Below are 15395 nucleotides of genomic sequence, written 5' to 3'. Positions count from 1 at the left end.
GAGGTTTCCGAGAAGGCCGTCCCGGATCGCCGGGGCGGCCTTTTCCGCGTCCAGCACACCCCCGCCGCTCGGGGGACCCCCGATTTCAACGTTACCGAAGCCGACCGACAGTTCCCGCCCGCCGGAGCCGAGTTGTCCACAGGGCTGACCGAGGACGCCGAGTTGTCCCCAGGGGCCGCTACCTCGTCAAAACGATGACCACCACGGCCGCCGCGGCGGCCAGCAGCAGTGAAACCAGTCCCAGCGGCAACGGCCGCTTCCGCCACGGGGTGTTCCGCTCCAGCGAAATCGGCCCGGCCCCGGTGAACAGCAGGCTCAACGCCGAAGCCGCCAGCAGCAGCTCGAACTCGAACCCCTGCCCCGAGCCCTCGAAGAACCCGCCGTGGAACTTCGCGTACACCGCGTTGGCCGCCACTCCGAGCAGGCCGGCCGCGGCCAGCGGCGTGAACAGCCCGACGATCACCAGCACCCCGCCGGTCACCTCGGTGATGCCGGTGATCCACGACAGCAGCGTCGTCTGCTTGTGGTAGCCGTACGTCTCCAGCACCCGCGCGAACCCGCCGATGCCCGGCCCGCCGAACAACCCGAACAGGTGCTGCAGCCCGTGCGCGCCCATGGTCACGCCGAGCGCCAGCCGCAGGATCAGCAGGCCGAGGCCGAGCCCGCCCTGGCGCGGCGTGTCGTCCGACCGATCGTCCTCGACGCCCGACAGGAGGCTGGTGGGCTGCTGCGAAAAGTCGTCTCCACTGCTCACCCGCGCAGGTTAGGGGAATCGCGCGGGCCTGGCGAGCTCAGTATTCACCGTGGACGAGGTTGTCCGGCAGCTCGCCACCGGCGTACCGGGCGATCTCCGCCGCGGCGACCGCGTACGAACGCCCCCGCACCCCGCGCACCGCCCCGCCGACGTGCGGCGTCAGCAGCAGCCCCGGCGCCGTCCACAGCGGGTGCCCGGCCGGCGGCGGCTCGGGATCGGTGACGTCGAGAGCGGCCCGCAACCGGCCCGTGGTCAATTCCGCGACCAAAGCGTGCGTGTCCACGACGGCGCCGCGCGAGACGTTGACCAGCACCGCGCCGTCGCGCATCCGCCCCAGGAACTCCGCGTCGACCATCCCGCGGGTCCGGGACGTCAGCGGCACCATCAGCACCACGACGTCGTGCAGCTCCAGCAGGCCGGGCAGCTCCCGCACGCCGTGCACGCCCTCCCGCGCGGTCATCCCGACCATCGTGCACCGCGCGTCGAACGGCTCCAGCCGGCGCCGCAAGTGCCGTCCGAGGTCGCCGGCGCCGATGACGAGCACGCGTTTGCCCTGCAGCGTGTCCGCCGTCTGCCGGTCCCAGCGGCCTTCGCGCTGCGCCGCGGCGAAGATGTCCAATTTCCGGTAAATGGACAGCAGCGCGGCGACGACCCACTCGGCCGTGCTCCCGCCGTGCGCGCCCCGGCAGGTCGAGAGCAGGACGCCGTCGGGCACCTTGCCGACCCAGTCCTCGGCGCCGGCGGACAGCAGCTGGATCAGCTTCAGGTTCGGCACCGTCCGCCACAGCTGCTCCCCCGGCGGGTGCTTGCCGGGGATGAGCACCTCGGCCTTCGCGGCCTCGGGCGGCACCGGTTCGCCCCACTGGTAGCGCACGGGCAGGACCCGCGGGACCTCGGCGAGCACGGTCAGGCCCTCGTCGTCGGGCACCAGCACGGTCAGCGTCATGATCCCAACGTAATCGAGGAGTACTCACCCATGGTTCACGCACCGGCCCCTAGGCTGGGGGATCATGCGCACCCGCTACCGCTCGGCCCTGCTGGCGATCCTGGCCTGCGGCGTCCTGCTGCCCGCCGGGTGCGCGCGGTTCGACGACACCGCGGCGGGTCAGACGTTCAGCCCCGCCCCCGTGCCGAGCCCCGAGTCGCCACCCGAGGTCCAGGGCCCCGGCGCGGACTCCGGGAGCGACGGCAAGCAGGCGCGGCCCGGCCAGTCGGCCGCCCCCGTGCCGCCGCCGCAGGGCTGCAAGGACTTCGACCCGGCGGTGATCGCGACGTGCCTGGACACCGTCGCCGCGGTGGCCGGCCTGCCCGGTGACGGCTCCGCGCCAAGCGCGCTGGCCGGCGAGCGCAAGAGCGGCCGCGTCCTGCTGGCCACCGGCGGCAAGGACGCGACGGACTTCGCGAAGCTCGACGTCCAGGCGGCCGGCGACGGCGGCCTGACCGGGCTCGCGCTGTCGCCGTCGTACGTCGAGGACCAGCTGGTCTTCGCCTACATCACGACCGCGACCGACAACCGTGTCGTGCGCTTCGCCAAGGGCCAGGCGCCCAAGCCGGTCCTCACCGGCATCCCGAAGGGCGCGTCCGGCAACCGCGGCACGATCGGCACCGACAACCGGGGCGCGCTGCTGGTCGCGACCGGCGACGCGGGCAACCCGGGCGCCGCGGCCGACCCGAACTCCCTCGCCGGGAAGCTGCTGCGGATCGACACCTCCGGCAAGGCCGCGGCGGGCAACCCGAACGGCGCGCTCGTGGTGGCGACCGGCCTGCACTCGCCGGGCGGGGTGTGCGCGTCGGCCGACGGCGGGCGCGTCTGGGTCACCGACCACCTCGCCGACAAGGACGCCCTCTACCGGGTCCAGGGCGGCCAGCCGCTGACGACGCCGGCGTGGACGTGGCCGGACAAGCCGGGCGTCGCGGGCTGCGCCGACTTCGTCGACGCCAACGGCTCGCTCTCGATCGGCACGTCACTGGCGGGCAACCTGCAGAACCTGCCGGTGACCCCGGAGGGCGCGATCAGCGGCAAGCCGACGGTCAGTCTCGACGGCAAGACCGGCAAGCCGCCGGTGACGTACGGGCGGCTCGCCGGCATGAGCATGATCAACCCGCAGCTGGCGGTGGCGGGCACGGTCAACAAGGACGGCGGCACCCCGGTCTCCAGCGACGACCGCGTCGTGCTGATCACCCCGGCCACGTCCGGCGGCGGCAACGGCAAGGACTGACCTGCGGTTTTCCGCCGTCGCCGACATTCGACCACGGCGAAAACCGCATCGGCCGTCGCCGCCCGCAGCCGGCCGATCGGCGTGGCACCAGCCGAGCGTGTGACAGCTCGGCTCACGCCAGGGGCTTCAGCTCCACCCGCCGCCCCTCGGCCGACGACGTCAGCCCGGCTTCGGCGACCTGCAGTCCCCGGGCGGCCGAGAAGAAGTCGTAGCGGTGCTGCCGTCCTGCGACGACGTCCCGCACGAACTCCTCCCACTGCGCCTTGAAGCCGTTGTCGAACTCGGCGTTGTCCGGCACTTCCTGCCACTGGTCGCGGAAGGGCTCGGTCGCCGGCAGGTCCGGGTTCCAGACGGGCTTCGGCGTCGCCGACCGGTGCTGGACGCGACACCGCCGCAGCCCGGCGACCGCGCTCCCCTCGGTGCCGTCGACCTGGAACTCGACCAGCTCGTCACGGAAAACCCGCGTCGACCAGGAGGAGTTGATCTGCGCGATGACCCCCGACTCCAGTTCGAAGATGCCGTACGCGGCGTCGTCGGCCGTCGCCGCGTACGCCTCGCCCTGCTCGTCCCAGCGGCGCGGGATATGCGTTGTCGCTTTCGCGGTCACGGCCTCGACCCGGCCGAAGAGGTTCTCGAGCACGTAGTTCCAGTGGCAGAACATGTCGAGCACGATCCCGCCGCCGTCTTCGGCCCGATAGTTCCAGCTCGGGCGCTGCGCCTCCTGCCAGTCGCCCTCGAAGACCCAGTAGCCGAACTCGCCGCGCACCGACAGGATCCGCCCGAAGAACCCGCCGTCGACCAGCCGCCGCAGCTTGAGCAGCCCGGGCAGGAACAGCTTGTCGTGCACGACGCCGTGGCAGATCCCGGCGTCCCGCGCGAGCCCGGCCAGCTCCAGCGCCGATGTCAGTTTTTCGGCAAGGGGCTTCTCGGCGTAGACGTGCTTGCCCGCGGCGATCGCCGCCCGCACCGACGGCTCGCGCGCCGACGTCAGCTGCGCGTCGAAGTAGACGTCGACGTCCTGAAGCGCGGAATCGGCGTCGGTGGTCCACGCGGTCAGGCCGTGGCGGTCGGCGAGATCCTTGAGCTTCGCGGCGTTGCGCCCGGCGAGGATCGGCTCGAGCTGCACGCGGCTGCCGTCCGGCAGGATGACGCCACCCTGCTCGCGGATCGCCAGGACCGACCGGAGCAGGTGCTGCCGGTAACCCATCCGGCCCGTCACCCCGTTGAGCAGCACTCCGATGCTGGACTGGTTCATCACTGCAAGCCTTCCTGGTCGGATCCGTCCCATGGGATGTCGTATTCGGCCCGGCGTCCGCACATGCCGTAACCGTCCGGGTTCGACGGCGTCGCGACCCGCAGGCCGGACCGGTCGAGATGGCTCCCGTCGCCGTCGGCGAGCGCCTTGAGATGGGCACCGGTCAGTTCGGCGGCCCGCAACGCCCCGGCCTGCCAGCGCGGTACCCACTCTGCGACCTTCGGCGCGACGAGCGCGACGGCCGCCCGGTGGAACGCCCGCAGCGGTTCCGGATCACCGTCCCGCAGGGCGTTCCGCAGCGGCAGATACCCACGAATCGCCAGGTCACGGCGTTGCCGAGCAGCGTCGTCGGTTTTCGGCAACGCCGCGGCCTCGGCATAGGCGGCCGGGTCGGCGAGCACGTCGGGCGGGAACGTGAAGACGGCATCACCGGCCTCCGGCAGCCCGCTGTTCTGCATGAGGACGGTGACGCGCAGGCCGTCGCCCTGCACCATCCGGTGCACGGTCCCGGGCGTGAACCACGCGATCACGCCGGGCTCCAGCGGCGTCTCCGCGTAGCCGCCGGCGCTCAGCGTCTGGACGGCCCCGTGACCCCCGGTGACGACATAGGCCTCGGTGCAGGCGAGGTGGACGTGTGGGCTGCCGCCGCAGACGCCGTCCTCGGCCGCCCAGTCGTAGGCGCGCAGGTGCGAGACGCCGATGCCACCCGGGAGCGGAAAGTCGGTCATGACCAGCCGTGCCCGTCGAGGTAGCCGGTCACCCGGTCGCGGTCCCAGGCCCCGTCGACGACGACGATCCGGTAGCGGTAGGCGAAGCTTTCGCCCGGTGGCAGGTCGAATTCGTCGAAAAACGCCCACGAGAAGGCGACCATGGGCGCTTCCTGGGCCCGGACGAACCAGTGCGACTCGTGGATCGCCTTGTCGTTCTCGGGCGCGTGGGCGAAGACGAGCGTCGAACGCGCGTCGACATCGTCGTGCTCGCCGACGAACGCGAGCCACGGCGCCTGGGCGCCCATCATCGCCTCGCCTTCGAGGTCCCCGGGGCCCAGGACCTGCCCGCCCCCGAAGTCCCGAGGCCCGCGCCAGTGCAGGCCGGTGTACCCGGCCAGCTCACGCCCGGCGGTGGTCGGGCTGCCGAACACGAGCGGGACGTCCCGGAGGTTGGTCAGTTCGATCGACCAGTCGAGCGCCCAGGACCCGTCGTCCGGCTCGACCGAGTGGACGACGATGTCCCGCCGCTCCCGCGCCCACTCGTCCCCGCCGTTGGCGACCCAGGTGAGGTCCTCGGTGAAGGCCAGCCGATCGCGTGCGACGGTGAAGGCGGCGAACCCGTCGTGCCGCATGGAGCCGATGCGGTCGGGAAGTTCCTGGTACCAGTCGCCGGGGACGTAGGTGTGGCCGCCCCAGAAATTCTGCCCGGACAGGTGACTCGACGTCATCTGCAGCCCCTTGTGCCACCGGTGGTCGGCGGGCCGGTACCCGCTGACGTGCCGGCCGCCGAGGGTCCGCAGCGGGTGGGCGTAGGGCTTGCGCGACTCGAAGGCCACTGGGTCGGGCTTGTACACATAGGACATCAGCTGGACGCCGCCCGCCTCGACGCACACGCTCTCGCCGTGCCGGTGGGTCACCGTGATCGTCGCGCTCATCCGCGGCCTCCTGCCTGGTCGCCCGCCATCGAGCGGTAGAAGGGTTCACCGGGCCCGATCTCCTCGCGGCGCACGCCGAGCCCGGTGCCGGCGGACTTGTAGAGCGCGGCGATGAACTCCAGTACCTGCCGCCCGTCATCCCCGCTGCACGGCGGCCGCCGCCCGGCCCGATAAGCGGCGAGGATCGGCGTGAAGGCGGCGGCGTGCGAGCTGTCGACGTCGGCAGCCGGGGTGTGCCACCGCTCGACGTCCGCTTCGGCGACCTGCGGCGCCGGCGTGTAGCGCCAGTCCTTGACGCCGTATCCGTAGAGGTGACTGAGCTCGGCGGTGGCGCGTTCGCAGTCGATCCGGATCCGGCTCACTTCGTCCGGCGAGAGGACGCTGTTGACGACGGTCGCCAGCGCCCCCGACTCGAACCGGACGAGCGCCGTGGAGACGTCCTCGGTCTCGACGTCGTGCACGAGCCGCGCGGTCATCGCCCGCACCTCGGCCCAGTCGCCGAGCAGGTGAAGCAGCAGATCCATCTGGTGGATGCCGTGCCCCATGGCCGGCCCGCCGCCCTCGGTCTCCCAGCGTCCCCGCCACGGCACCGAGTAGTAGGCAGCATCGCGGTACCAGGTGGTCTGGCAGTGCGCGACGAGCGGACGCCCCAGCTCCCCACCGGCGAGCAGCTCCCGGAAGTGCGCGGCGGCCGCCCCGGACCGCTGCTGGTAGACAAAGGCGGCGTACGGCCCACCGTCCCGCTCGGCGACGGTCATCTCGTCGTACTCGGCGAGCGACCGGCAAGGCGGCTTCTCGCACCAGACCCAGGCGCCGCTGCCAAGGGCCTCATTCGTCTGCTCGACGTGCAGGCTCGGCGACGTGCAGATCGAGACGAGGTCCGGTTCCTGCTCGGCCAGCAGGGTGCCCAGGTCGTGGTAGGGCTTGGCGTGCGCGGTCACAGCGCAGAAAGCGGCGACCCGCGCCTCGTCGACGTCGGCGGCGGCCACGATGTCGACGTCTTCGTGGTGGGCCTCGAAGGCGGTCCGGTGGCTCTCGGCGATGGCCCCGGTCCCGATGACCGCCACCCGTAAGCGCTTTCCTTGAGCCAACCCGGGTCTCCCTCCACGGCTCCGGCACCCCCAGCAGCACCGATCCGCCCAGCCCGTTCACCTGCGAAGGCGGCGATCTCCGTGGCGGGGCCTGCGCCTCTCCGACCGTTCCAGAAAGCGCTTTCTCACGCAATGGCCGACCGTGATGTCAACGTTGTCAACGACCGCGATCCACCGGTCGGACGACTCCCGCACCCGGTCGAAAATTCTCCAGTGGCAGGATTCTTACGGAAGGGGACGCGAAGATCAGCCGTTCTTGCTGCGCGTCTTCCGCAGCTGCCGGCTCTCGGCCCGCATCGCCCGCATGTCCAGGAAAGCGACGACGCCGGACACCAGCGCCGCGAACAACCCGAGGAACCGGCCCAGTCCGGGCCTGATGGCGACCCCCGCGGCCTCGAAGATCCCGCGCTGGTCGGCGTCGAACTCCCACTCCAGGGTGACCCAGCCCAGCACTATCAGCAGCAGTGACGCCGCGGCGACGACCAACCACAGTTGCGGCAGGCCGCTGACGCGCACGGTGCGGATTCGCCCGAAAACGACCACGACCAGCCCAGCCACCAGCAACGGCAGCGGCGGGCACCAGGCGAAGAAACTCGAGTGCCACGCGTCACGGACGACGTCGCCCTGGGGCAACTGCGCGAGGATGTCTTCGATGTCCGGCCTGGTGGCGGTCAGCGTGGTCCACGGCAGGAACGTCGACCCCAGTGCGAGCAGCCCGGCCGCCAGGCCGAGCCACTCGCGCCAGGTGACGCTTTTGACGAATCCCGGCAACGTCAGGAACCGACGCGCTCGATGATCAGCTCGCGCACGCGCTTGGCGTCGGCCTGCCCCTTGGTCGCCTTCATGACCGCACCGACGATGGCGCCCGCCGCGGCGACCTTGCCGCCGCGGATCTTGTCCGCGACGTCCGGCTGCGCCGCCAGGGCCTCGTCGATCGCCGCGAGCAGCGCCGAGTCGTCCGAGACGACCTTCAGCCCGCGCTTCTCGACGACCTCCCGCGGCTCGCCCTCACCGGCGAGCACGCCCTGGACGACCTCCTTGGCGAGCTTGTTCGTCAGCTCACCGGACGACACGAGCCCGATGACCTCGGCCACCTGCTTCGGCGTGATCGGCAGGTCGGTCAGCTCGACCTCGCGCGCGTTGGCCTCCTGGGCGAGGGTGTTGACCCACCATCCACGGGCCTCATCCGGCGACGCGCCGGCCTCGACGGTGGCCGCGACGAGGTCGACCGCACCGACGTTCAGCAGGTCACGCAGGGCTTCGTCGGAAAGTGACCATTCCTGCTGGATCCGCTTCCGCCGCTCCGAAGGCATCTCCGGCAGCGTCCCGCGCAGCTCCTCGACCCATTCACGCGACGGCGCGATCGGGACCAGGTCGGGCTCCGGGAAGTACCGGTAGTCCTCGGCGGTCTCCTTCGTCCGGCCCGACGACGTGGTGCCGTCGGCCTCCTGGAAGTGCCGCGTCTCCTGCTTGATCGAACCGCCCTCGGCGAGGATCGCCGCCTGCCGCGTCATCTCGTAGCGGACGGCGCGCTCGACGCTGCGCAGCGAGTTGACGTTCTTCGTCTCGGTGCGCGTCCCGAACTCGGTCGCGTCCTTCGCCATCAGCGAGACGTTCGCGTCGCACCGCAGCGAGCCCTGGTCCATCCGGACGTCCGACACGTCGAGGGCGCGGAGCAGGTCGCGCAACGCGCTCACGTAGGCCCGCGCGACCTCGGGCGCCCGCTCACCGGTGCCCTCGATCGGCTTTGTCACGATTTCGATCAACGGCACGCCGGCCCGGTTGTAGTCGAGCAGAGAGTGCTCGGCACCGTGGATCCGGCCGGTGGCGCCGCCGACGTGCAGCGACTTGCCGGTGTCCTCCTCCATGTGCGCGCGCTCGATCTCCACGCGCACGACCTCGCCGTCGTCGAGCGTGACGTCGAGGTAGCCGTTGAAGGCGATCGGCTCGTCGTACTGCGACGTCTGGAAGTTCTTCGGCATGTCCGGGTAGAAGTAGTTCTTCCGGGCGAACCGGCACCACTCGGCGATCTCGCAGTTGAGCGCGAGACCGATCCGGATGGCCCCCTCGACGGCTTTGCCGTTGACCGCCGGCAGCGCGCCGGGGAGGCCGAGGCAGGTCGGGCAGACCTTCGTGTTCGGCTCGCCGCCGAACTCGTTCGGGCAGCCGCAGAACATCTTCGTGTTGGTGTTCAGCTCGACGTGCACTTCGAGCCCGAGGACCGGGTTGAAGCGTTCGATGACGTCGGCGTAGTCCATCAACTCGGCCACGGCAGTCACTTCGTTCCTCCCAGCTCCGGGACCTTGTGGATGAGCGCCCCGCCGGCGGCGGCGTCGCGAGCGGCCTCGTAGGCGGCGCCGACCCGGTAGAGCCGGTCGTCGGCGAGCGCCGGGGCCATGATCTGCAGCCCGACCGGCAGCCCGTCCTCGTCGGACAGCCCGCTCGGCACGCTCATGGCGGCGTTGCCGGCGAGGTTCGACGGGATCGTGCACAGGTCGGCGAGGTACATCGCCATCGGGTCGTCGACGCGCTCGCCGATCTTGAACGCCGTGGTCGGCGTCGTGGGCGAAACGAGGACATCGACCTGCTCGAAGGCGGCGTCGAAGTCACGCGTGATCAGCGTGCGCACCTTCTGCGCCGAGCCGTAGTAGGCGTCGTAGTAGCCGGACGACAACGCGTAGGTGCCCAGCATGATCCGCCGCTTGACCTCGGCGCCGAAGCCCTTCTCGCGCGTGAGCGACATGACCTCTTCGGCGCTGTGCGTGCCGTCGTCGGCGACGCGCAGGCCGTAACGCATGGCGTCGAACCGCGCGAGGTTCGACGAGCACTCGCTCGGCGCGATCAGGTAATAAGCGGGCAGCGCGTAGACGAAATGCGGACAAGAGACCTCGACGACCTCGGCGCCCAGCGCCCGCAGCTGCTCGACCGCGGCCTGGAACGACCGCAGCACGCCCGGCTGGTAGCCGTCGCCGCCGAACTCCTTCACGACGCCGACCTTGACGCCCTTCAGGTCACCGTTCGCGCCCTGGCGCGCAGCGGCGACGACGGGCGGCACCGGCGCGTCGATAGACGTCGAGTCCCGCGGGTCGTACCCGGCGATGACCTCGTGCAGCAGGGCGGCGTCGAGCACCGTCCGCGCGCAGGGCCCGGCCTGGTCGAGCGAGGACGAAAAAGCGACGAGGCCGTAGCGGGACACCCCGCCGTAGGTCGGCTTGACCCCGACCGTGCCGGTGACGGACCCGGGCTGCCGGATCGACCCGCCGGTGTCGGTGCCGATGGCGATGGCGGCCTCGAACGCCGCGATCGACGCCGACGAGCCACCGCCCGACCCGCCCGGGATGCGGGCGTGGTCCCACGGGTTGTGCGTCGGGCCGTACGCGGAGTTCTCGGTCGACGACCCCATGGCGAACTCGTCCATGTTCGTCTTGCCGAGGATGACGACGCCGGCCTCGCGCAGCTTGCGCGTCACCGTCGCGTCGTACGGCGGCAGCCAGCCTTCGAGCGTTTTCGAACCACAGGTCGTCGGCACGCCCTCGGTGGTCAGGACGTCCTTGAGCGCGAGCGGCACGCCGGCCAGCGGTGACGCGGGCGCCTTGCCCTCGGCGAGGCCTTCGTCGACGGCCTTGGCCGCGGCCAGCGCGCCCTCGGTGTCGACGTGCAGGAACGCGTGGATGTGGTCGTCGACCTCGGCGATCCGGTCCAGGTGAGCCTGGGTCACCTCGACCGCGGACACCTCGCGCGAGTGGATCTTGCCCGCCAGCTCGGCGGCGGTCAGCTTGATGAGCTCGGTCACTGCTCTTCCCCCAGAATCCGCGGCACCCGGAAACGCCCGTCCTCGGCGGCCGGCGCACCGGCCAGCGCCTGCTGCTGCGTGAGCCCGGGGACGACGACGTCCTGTCGGAAGACGTTCGTCAGCGGCACGGCGTGCGACGTGGGCGGCACGTCGGCGGCGGCGACCTCGCTCACCTTGGCCACCGAGTCCAGGATCTGGTCGAGCTGGCCGGCGAAGACGTCGATCTCGTCGTCGGTCACGGCCAGCCTGGCCAGCTTCGCGAGGTGCGCGACCTCGTCTCGGGAAATGTTGGGCACGCGGGTGCCTCCCGGGTTGTGCTGTGCGGGTTGTCTCGGAAGCTGCAAGTCTATGGTGGCGGCGCGGGCGGACTCGACTGGGTTACGCCCGGCGCAGGCCGGCTGCCGTCCGGCGACGCTCACATCCCGCCCGGCGGACAGCAGGTCCCGCGAGCCGGGTGGGTCTGTCACAATCGGCGACCGGCATCGAGCGTCCCACGGCAAGGCTGGGACGCCAGAGGTGAGAGGGGCGCGTGGTGTCGTTCCTGATCCGGGTCCTCCTTCCGGACAGCCCGGGGACCCTCGGCGCGGTCGCCACGGCGCTCGGCACGGTAGGCGCCGACATCCTCAGCGTGGACGTCGTCGAGCGCGGCAGCGGGGTCGCCGTCGACGACCTGGTGGTCGAGCTCCCTTCGGGCCGCCTGCCCGACGCGCTGATCACGGCCGCGGAGAGCGTCGAGGGCGTCGAAGTGGACGCGGTCCGTCCCTACGCGGGAGTCCTGGACACGCACCGCGAGCTTGAGCTCGTGGAGGAAATCGCCGCGCAGCCGAAGTCCGGGCTCGACATCCTCGCCGAGGGCGTCCCCCGCATCGTGCGCGCCGGCTGGGCGATGATCGTCGAGCATTCGGAGACCGGTGCGGTCCGGCTGGCGTCGTCCAGCGCGGCTCCGGAGACCCCGATCACCGACCTGCCCTGGCTGCCGCTCGAGCGCGCGACGGTCCTCGACAGCGAGGAAGCGTGGATCCCGGAGACGTGGAAGGAGCTCGGCACCGAGCTCGCCGCGACCCCGCTCGGCAAGCCGGGCAAGGCGCTGCTCGTCGCTCGCCCCGGCGGCCCGAACTTCCGCGCCGCCGAGGTCGCCCGGCTCGCCCACCTCGCCGGCATCGTCGCGGTCGTCCTCGACGGTTAGCCCTCGCTTGTCGTCGAAAAAGGGACGAGCCCTTCACGGGTCCGTCCCTTTTCGACGAGGCCCAGGTCAGACGTCGATTTGATAGGCGATGAGCGTGATGTGCGGGAACGGCCGCCAGTCCCGTTCGGCCAGGCGCGTGAACCCGAGACGCTCGTAGAGCCGATGTGCGCTGTGCATCCGGTCGAGGCTGCTCAGCACCACCTTCCGGAGCCCCCGCGCCCGTGCGCGGTCGAACACGGCCTTGATCAGGGCCTCGCCGATACCGCGACCACGCGCCGACGGCGCCACCGCCAGCATCCGGAACTCGAGCTCACCCGGACGCGAGATCTCGGCGTACTCGGACCCCGGGTCCACGACGGTCACCGTGCCGAGCACCTCACCCGACCCGTCCACAGCGACGAGGACCTCGGCCGCCTCGACCCGACGCGCGATGTCGCGGAGCGCCGCGTCGTAGCCGACGTCGCCGGCCAGGTGACCATCGGCTTCGTACGCCTGCACCGTGACCTCGCCCGCCGCCGCGTACTCCTCGGCCCGCGGCGGCCGGATCTCGACGTCACCCATCCACTCCCCCGGCTTCTTCTTCCGCGGTCTCCTCGCCGGTCGGCAGCGCCACCTCCCGCGCCGCGTCGGGGCCCTGCTCCAGCAGGACGCGGAAGCCGGCCTCGTCGAGCACCGGCACCTTGAGCTGAACCGCCTTGTCGTATTTCGAACCAGGCGAATCCCCGACGACGACGAACGCGGTCTTCTTCGACACGGACCCGGCGGCCTTGCCACCGCGCGCCATGATGACTTCCTTCGCTTCGTCGCGGGAGAAGCCGTCGAGCGAGCCCGTCACCACGATCGACAGCCCCTCGAGGTGACGCGGGATCGACTCGTCTCGCTCCTCTTCCATCCGCACGCCGGCCCGTCGCCACTTTTCGACGATCTCGCGGTGCCACGCGACTTCGAACCACTCCTGCGTCGCGTGGGCGATGGTCGGGCCGACGCCGTCGACCGCCGAAAGCTCCTCCTCGGTGGCCTGCTCGATCCGCTCGATCGAGCCGAACTCACGGGCCAGCGCCTGAGCCGCGGTCGGCCCGACGTGCCGGATCGAGAGGGCGACCAGCACCTTCCACAGCGGCCTGTCCTTCGCGGCATCGAGGTTGGCTAGCAGCTTCCGCGCGTTCGCCGACAGCTCGCCGGCCTTCGTCCGGAACAGTTCGACTTCGGCGAGGCTGTCTTCGTTCAAATCGAAGACGTCGCCCTCGTCGGCGACGACCCGGGCGTCGAGCAACGCGACCGCCGCCTCGTACCCGAGGACCTCGATGTCGAAGGCGCCGCGCCCGGCCAGGTGGAACAGGCGCTCCCGCAACTGCGCGGGGCAGAACCGGGTGTTCGGGCACCGGATGTCCTTGTCGCCTTCCTTCTGGTAGGCGAGCTCGGTGCCGCATTCCGGGCAGTGGGTGGGCATAACGAACTCGCGTTCGTCGCCCGTGCGCGCGTCCACCACCGGCCCCAGCACCTCGGGGATGACGTCGCCAGCCTTCCGGATGACGATCCGGTCGCCGATCAGCACGCCCTTGCGCTTGACCTCCTCCTGGTTGTGCAGGGTGGCCCTGGCCACGGTCGACCCCGCAACCGTCACCGGCTCGGTGACGGCGAACGGGGTCACCCGCCCGGTCCGGCCGACGCCGACCTGGATGTCGAGCAGCGTGGTGATCGCCTCTTCCGGCGGGTACTTGTAGGCGATCGCCCAGCGGGGCGCGCGCGAGGTCGTGCCCAGCCGCCGTTGCAACGCCACCTGGTCGACCTTGATGACGACGCCGTCGATCTCGTGCTCGGCGTCGTGCCGGTGCTCGCCCCAGTAGGCGACGTGCGCGGTGAGCTCGTCGGCCGAGGTCAGGACCTTGCTGTGCGGCGACACCGGGAGCCCCCACGCGGCCAGCGCATCGTAGGCCTCCGATTGGCGCTGCGGCTCGAAGCCCTCGCGCTTGCCAAGCCCGTGGCAGATCAGCCGCAGCCGACGCTCGCGAGTGATCTTGGGGTCTTTCTGCCGCAGCGACCCGGCCGCGGTGTTGCGCGGGTTCGCATACGGCGGCTTGCCGGCTTCGACCATCTTCGCGTTCAGCTCGAGGAAGTCCTCGACGCGGAAGAAGACCTCGCCGCGCACCTCGACCAGGGCGGGCACCGGGAACTCGTCGGTGCCTGCCAGCGTCAGCGGCACCTGTTCGAGGGTGCGGACGTTGAGCGTGACGTCCTCACCTGTCCGGCCGTCACCTCGTGTGAGCGCTCGGGTCAGGTGGCCGTTTTCGTACAGGAGGTTGATCGCCAGGCCGTCGATCTTCAGTTCGGCGAGGAATTCGGTGCGCCCGACCTCCTTCTCGACGCGTTCCACCCAGGCCAGGAACTCGTCCTGGTCGAACACGTTGTCCAGGCTGAGCATGCGCTCGAGGTGGTCGTGCGCGGTGAACTCCGTCGAGAACGTGCCCCCGACCCGCTGGGTCGGGGAATCGGGCGTGACCAGCGCCGGGTGCTCGTCCTCGATCCGCTGCAGCTCGCCCAGCAGCTCGTCGAACTGTCCGTCCGAGATGATCGGCGAGTCCAGGACGTAGTAGCGGAACTGGTGGTCGCGCAGCTCCTCGGCGAGGGCGCTGTGCCGCTCGCGCACGTCGGCCGGGACGTCGGTGACGTCCTCCGCGGCCACCGGGGCGTCGACCGCCGCAACCTGGTCCTGGGGAAGTTCGGTGCTGCTCACGGGTGGTAACCCTAGCCGGAGGTACCGACATTTTCGTCTGGTCCGCCGCCCAGTCCGCGGACCAGTTCACGGAACTCCAGAAGGGTGATGGAGCCGGCCGGTTCGGCCTCCGCGGTCTCGACGCGCCGTAACCGTTCGGCGGCGAGCCGTTCACCCAATGTCGCGTCGAGCGGCAGGAAGGTCATGGTCCGCCGGGTCGCGTCGTCGAGGTCGCCGAAGCGCGGGTGGAAGACGGCGACGTCGACCACGTGCTCGTCGTCGTCCACCTGGGCGACGACCCGGACGTCGGCCAGCGCGATCCGGTGCTCGCCGAGGTTGACCGTGACTTCGGTCGGATCGGGCACGGGTGGGACCGAGTCGTGGTACTCCCAGATCGCGTCGTCCGGCGGCGCGGCGGCGCGCCACGCGTCGGTGAACGGCCGTACTTCGGGGTCTTCCTGGCCGGTCACGACCAGGGCGTAGATCGCCTGGCGACCACGCTCGAGCGAGAAGTGCAGCCGCGGGTGCAGCGCCTCGACCAGCTGGCAGAGCTCGTGCTCGACGCGGTGCGGCTCACCCTCACCGAGAGCCGCGCTCACCATCGGGAGCAGGTCGAACCAGCCGTGCCAGAACGCCTCCGCGGCGGTGGCCGGGTCGTCCGGCACCGGCTGCTCGGGCCATGCGGTGCGCGGGTCGGGCGGATCGGCGGCGGCGTTCTTGCGGCGGAACAGACGCATGG

15 protein-coding genes are annotated in these 15395 nt (G+C 71.1%); 2 read left to right on the top strand and 13 right to left on the bottom strand.

Features of this window, described 5'->3' with window-relative positions:
• Positions 1–178: 178 nt before the first annotated feature.
• Together ACWDN5_RS04440 and ACWDN5_RS04435 are read right to left on the bottom strand one after the other, a co-directional pair.
• Entirely contained in the window at positions 179–754 is a 576-nt protein-coding gene (locus ACWDN5_RS04440) for a DoxX family protein (protein WP_449674425.1), read from the bottom strand.
• Between the two features lie 37 nt (positions 755–791).
• Positions 792–1700, bottom strand: a complete 909-nt coding sequence (locus ACWDN5_RS04435; RefSeq protein ID WP_449674423.1) for a 2-hydroxyacid dehydrogenase — start codon at positions 1698–1700, stop codon at positions 792–794.
• A gap of 64 nt (positions 1701–1764) precedes the next feature.
• On the opposite strand from ACWDN5_RS04435, the gene ACWDN5_RS04430 reads away from it, so the two are divergent.
• Positions 1765–2973 carry a PQQ-dependent sugar dehydrogenase gene (locus ACWDN5_RS04430; protein WP_449674421.1) on the top strand — a complete coding sequence of 403 codons (1209 nt, stop codon included), beginning with the start codon at positions 1765–1767 and terminating at the stop codon, positions 2971–2973.
• Between the two features lie 112 nt (positions 2974–3085).
• Here ACWDN5_RS04430 and ACWDN5_RS04425 read toward each other — a convergent pair whose 3' ends face one another.
• The 8 genes from ACWDN5_RS04425 to gatC form a co-directional block, all read right to left on the bottom strand.
• Positions 3086–4228: a Gfo/Idh/MocA family protein gene (locus tag ACWDN5_RS04425; protein ID WP_310974685.1), complete on the bottom strand. Its 1143-nt coding sequence runs from the start codon at positions 4226–4228 to the stop codon at positions 3086–3088.
• Positions 4228–4956, bottom strand: a complete 729-nt coding sequence (locus ACWDN5_RS04420) for a cupin (RefSeq protein ID WP_449674419.1) — start codon at positions 4954–4956, stop codon at positions 4228–4230. The genes ACWDN5_RS04425 and ACWDN5_RS04420 overlap by 1 nt, the downstream gene beginning before the upstream one ends.
• Positions 4953–5873 (bottom strand): DUF6807 domain-containing protein, encoded by a 921-nt coding sequence (locus tag ACWDN5_RS04415; protein WP_449674417.1) that lies wholly within the window; start codon positions 5871–5873, stop codon positions 4953–4955. Before ACWDN5_RS04415 ends, ACWDN5_RS04420 begins: the two co-directional genes overlap by 4 nt.
• The gene (locus ACWDN5_RS04410; RefSeq protein WP_449674415.1) at positions 5870–6940 is read right to left on the bottom strand and encodes a Gfo/Idh/MocA family protein; all 1071 of its coding nucleotides are present in this window, start codon (positions 6938–6940) and stop codon (positions 5870–5872) included. The genes ACWDN5_RS04415 and ACWDN5_RS04410 overlap by 4 nt, the downstream gene beginning before the upstream one ends.
• A gap of 270 nt (positions 6941–7210) precedes the next feature.
• Positions 7211–7741, bottom strand: coding sequence for a hypothetical protein (locus ACWDN5_RS04405; protein WP_449674469.1), 531 nt, complete (start codon positions 7739–7741; stop codon positions 7211–7213).
• A complete protein-coding gene (gene gatB / locus ACWDN5_RS04400) occupies positions 7738–9243 on the bottom strand; it encodes an Asp-tRNA(Asn)/Glu-tRNA(Gln) amidotransferase subunit GatB (protein ID WP_310974689.1) in 1506 nt (501 codons plus the stop codon). The genes ACWDN5_RS04405 and gatB overlap by 4 nt, the downstream gene beginning before the upstream one ends.
• The gene (gatA, locus tag ACWDN5_RS04395; RefSeq protein ID WP_449674414.1) at positions 9240–10757 is read right to left on the bottom strand and encodes an Asp-tRNA(Asn)/Glu-tRNA(Gln) amidotransferase subunit GatA; all 1518 of its coding nucleotides are present in this window, start codon (positions 10755–10757) and stop codon (positions 9240–9242) included. The genes gatB and gatA overlap by 4 nt, the downstream gene beginning before the upstream one ends.
• Positions 10754–11053, bottom strand: coding sequence for an Asp-tRNA(Asn)/Glu-tRNA(Gln) amidotransferase subunit GatC (gene gatC / locus ACWDN5_RS04390; RefSeq protein WP_310974691.1), 300 nt, complete (start codon positions 11051–11053; stop codon positions 10754–10756). Before gatC ends, gatA begins: the two co-directional genes overlap by 4 nt.
• Before the next feature lie 236 nt (positions 11054–11289).
• Here gatC and ACWDN5_RS04385 point away from each other — a divergent pair, with 236 nt between their 5' ends.
• Positions 11290–11943, top strand: coding sequence for an ACT domain-containing protein (locus tag ACWDN5_RS04385; protein WP_043781008.1), 654 nt, complete (start codon positions 11290–11292; stop codon positions 11941–11943).
• A 66-nt stretch (positions 11944–12009) separates the two neighbouring features.
• On the opposite strand, the gene ACWDN5_RS04380 is transcribed toward ACWDN5_RS04385, so the two are convergent.
• Genes ACWDN5_RS04380 through ACWDN5_RS04370 form a run of 3 tightly spaced genes read right to left on the bottom strand, consistent with a single transcriptional unit; the run spans position 12010 to position 15393 of the window.
• Positions 12010–12504 carry a GNAT family N-acetyltransferase gene (locus ACWDN5_RS04380; RefSeq protein ID WP_449674412.1) on the bottom strand — a complete coding sequence of 165 codons (495 nt, stop codon included), beginning with the start codon at positions 12502–12504 and terminating at the stop codon, positions 12010–12012.
• Positions 12497–14677 (bottom strand): NAD-dependent DNA ligase LigA, encoded by a 2181-nt coding sequence (ligA, locus tag ACWDN5_RS04375; RefSeq protein ID WP_449674410.1) that lies wholly within the window; start codon positions 14675–14677, stop codon positions 12497–12499. Before ligA ends, ACWDN5_RS04380 begins: the two co-directional genes overlap by 8 nt.
• An 11-nt stretch (positions 14678–14688) precedes the next feature.
• A complete protein-coding gene (locus ACWDN5_RS04370) occupies positions 14689–15393 on the bottom strand; it encodes a hypothetical protein (protein ID WP_310974694.1) in 705 nt (234 codons plus the stop codon).
• Positions 15394–15395: the final 2 nt, after the last annotated feature.

The organism is Amycolatopsis sp. NPDC003731 (genome assembly GCF_053586895.1).
This window is presented reverse-complemented; position numbering and strand designations above follow the sequence as displayed.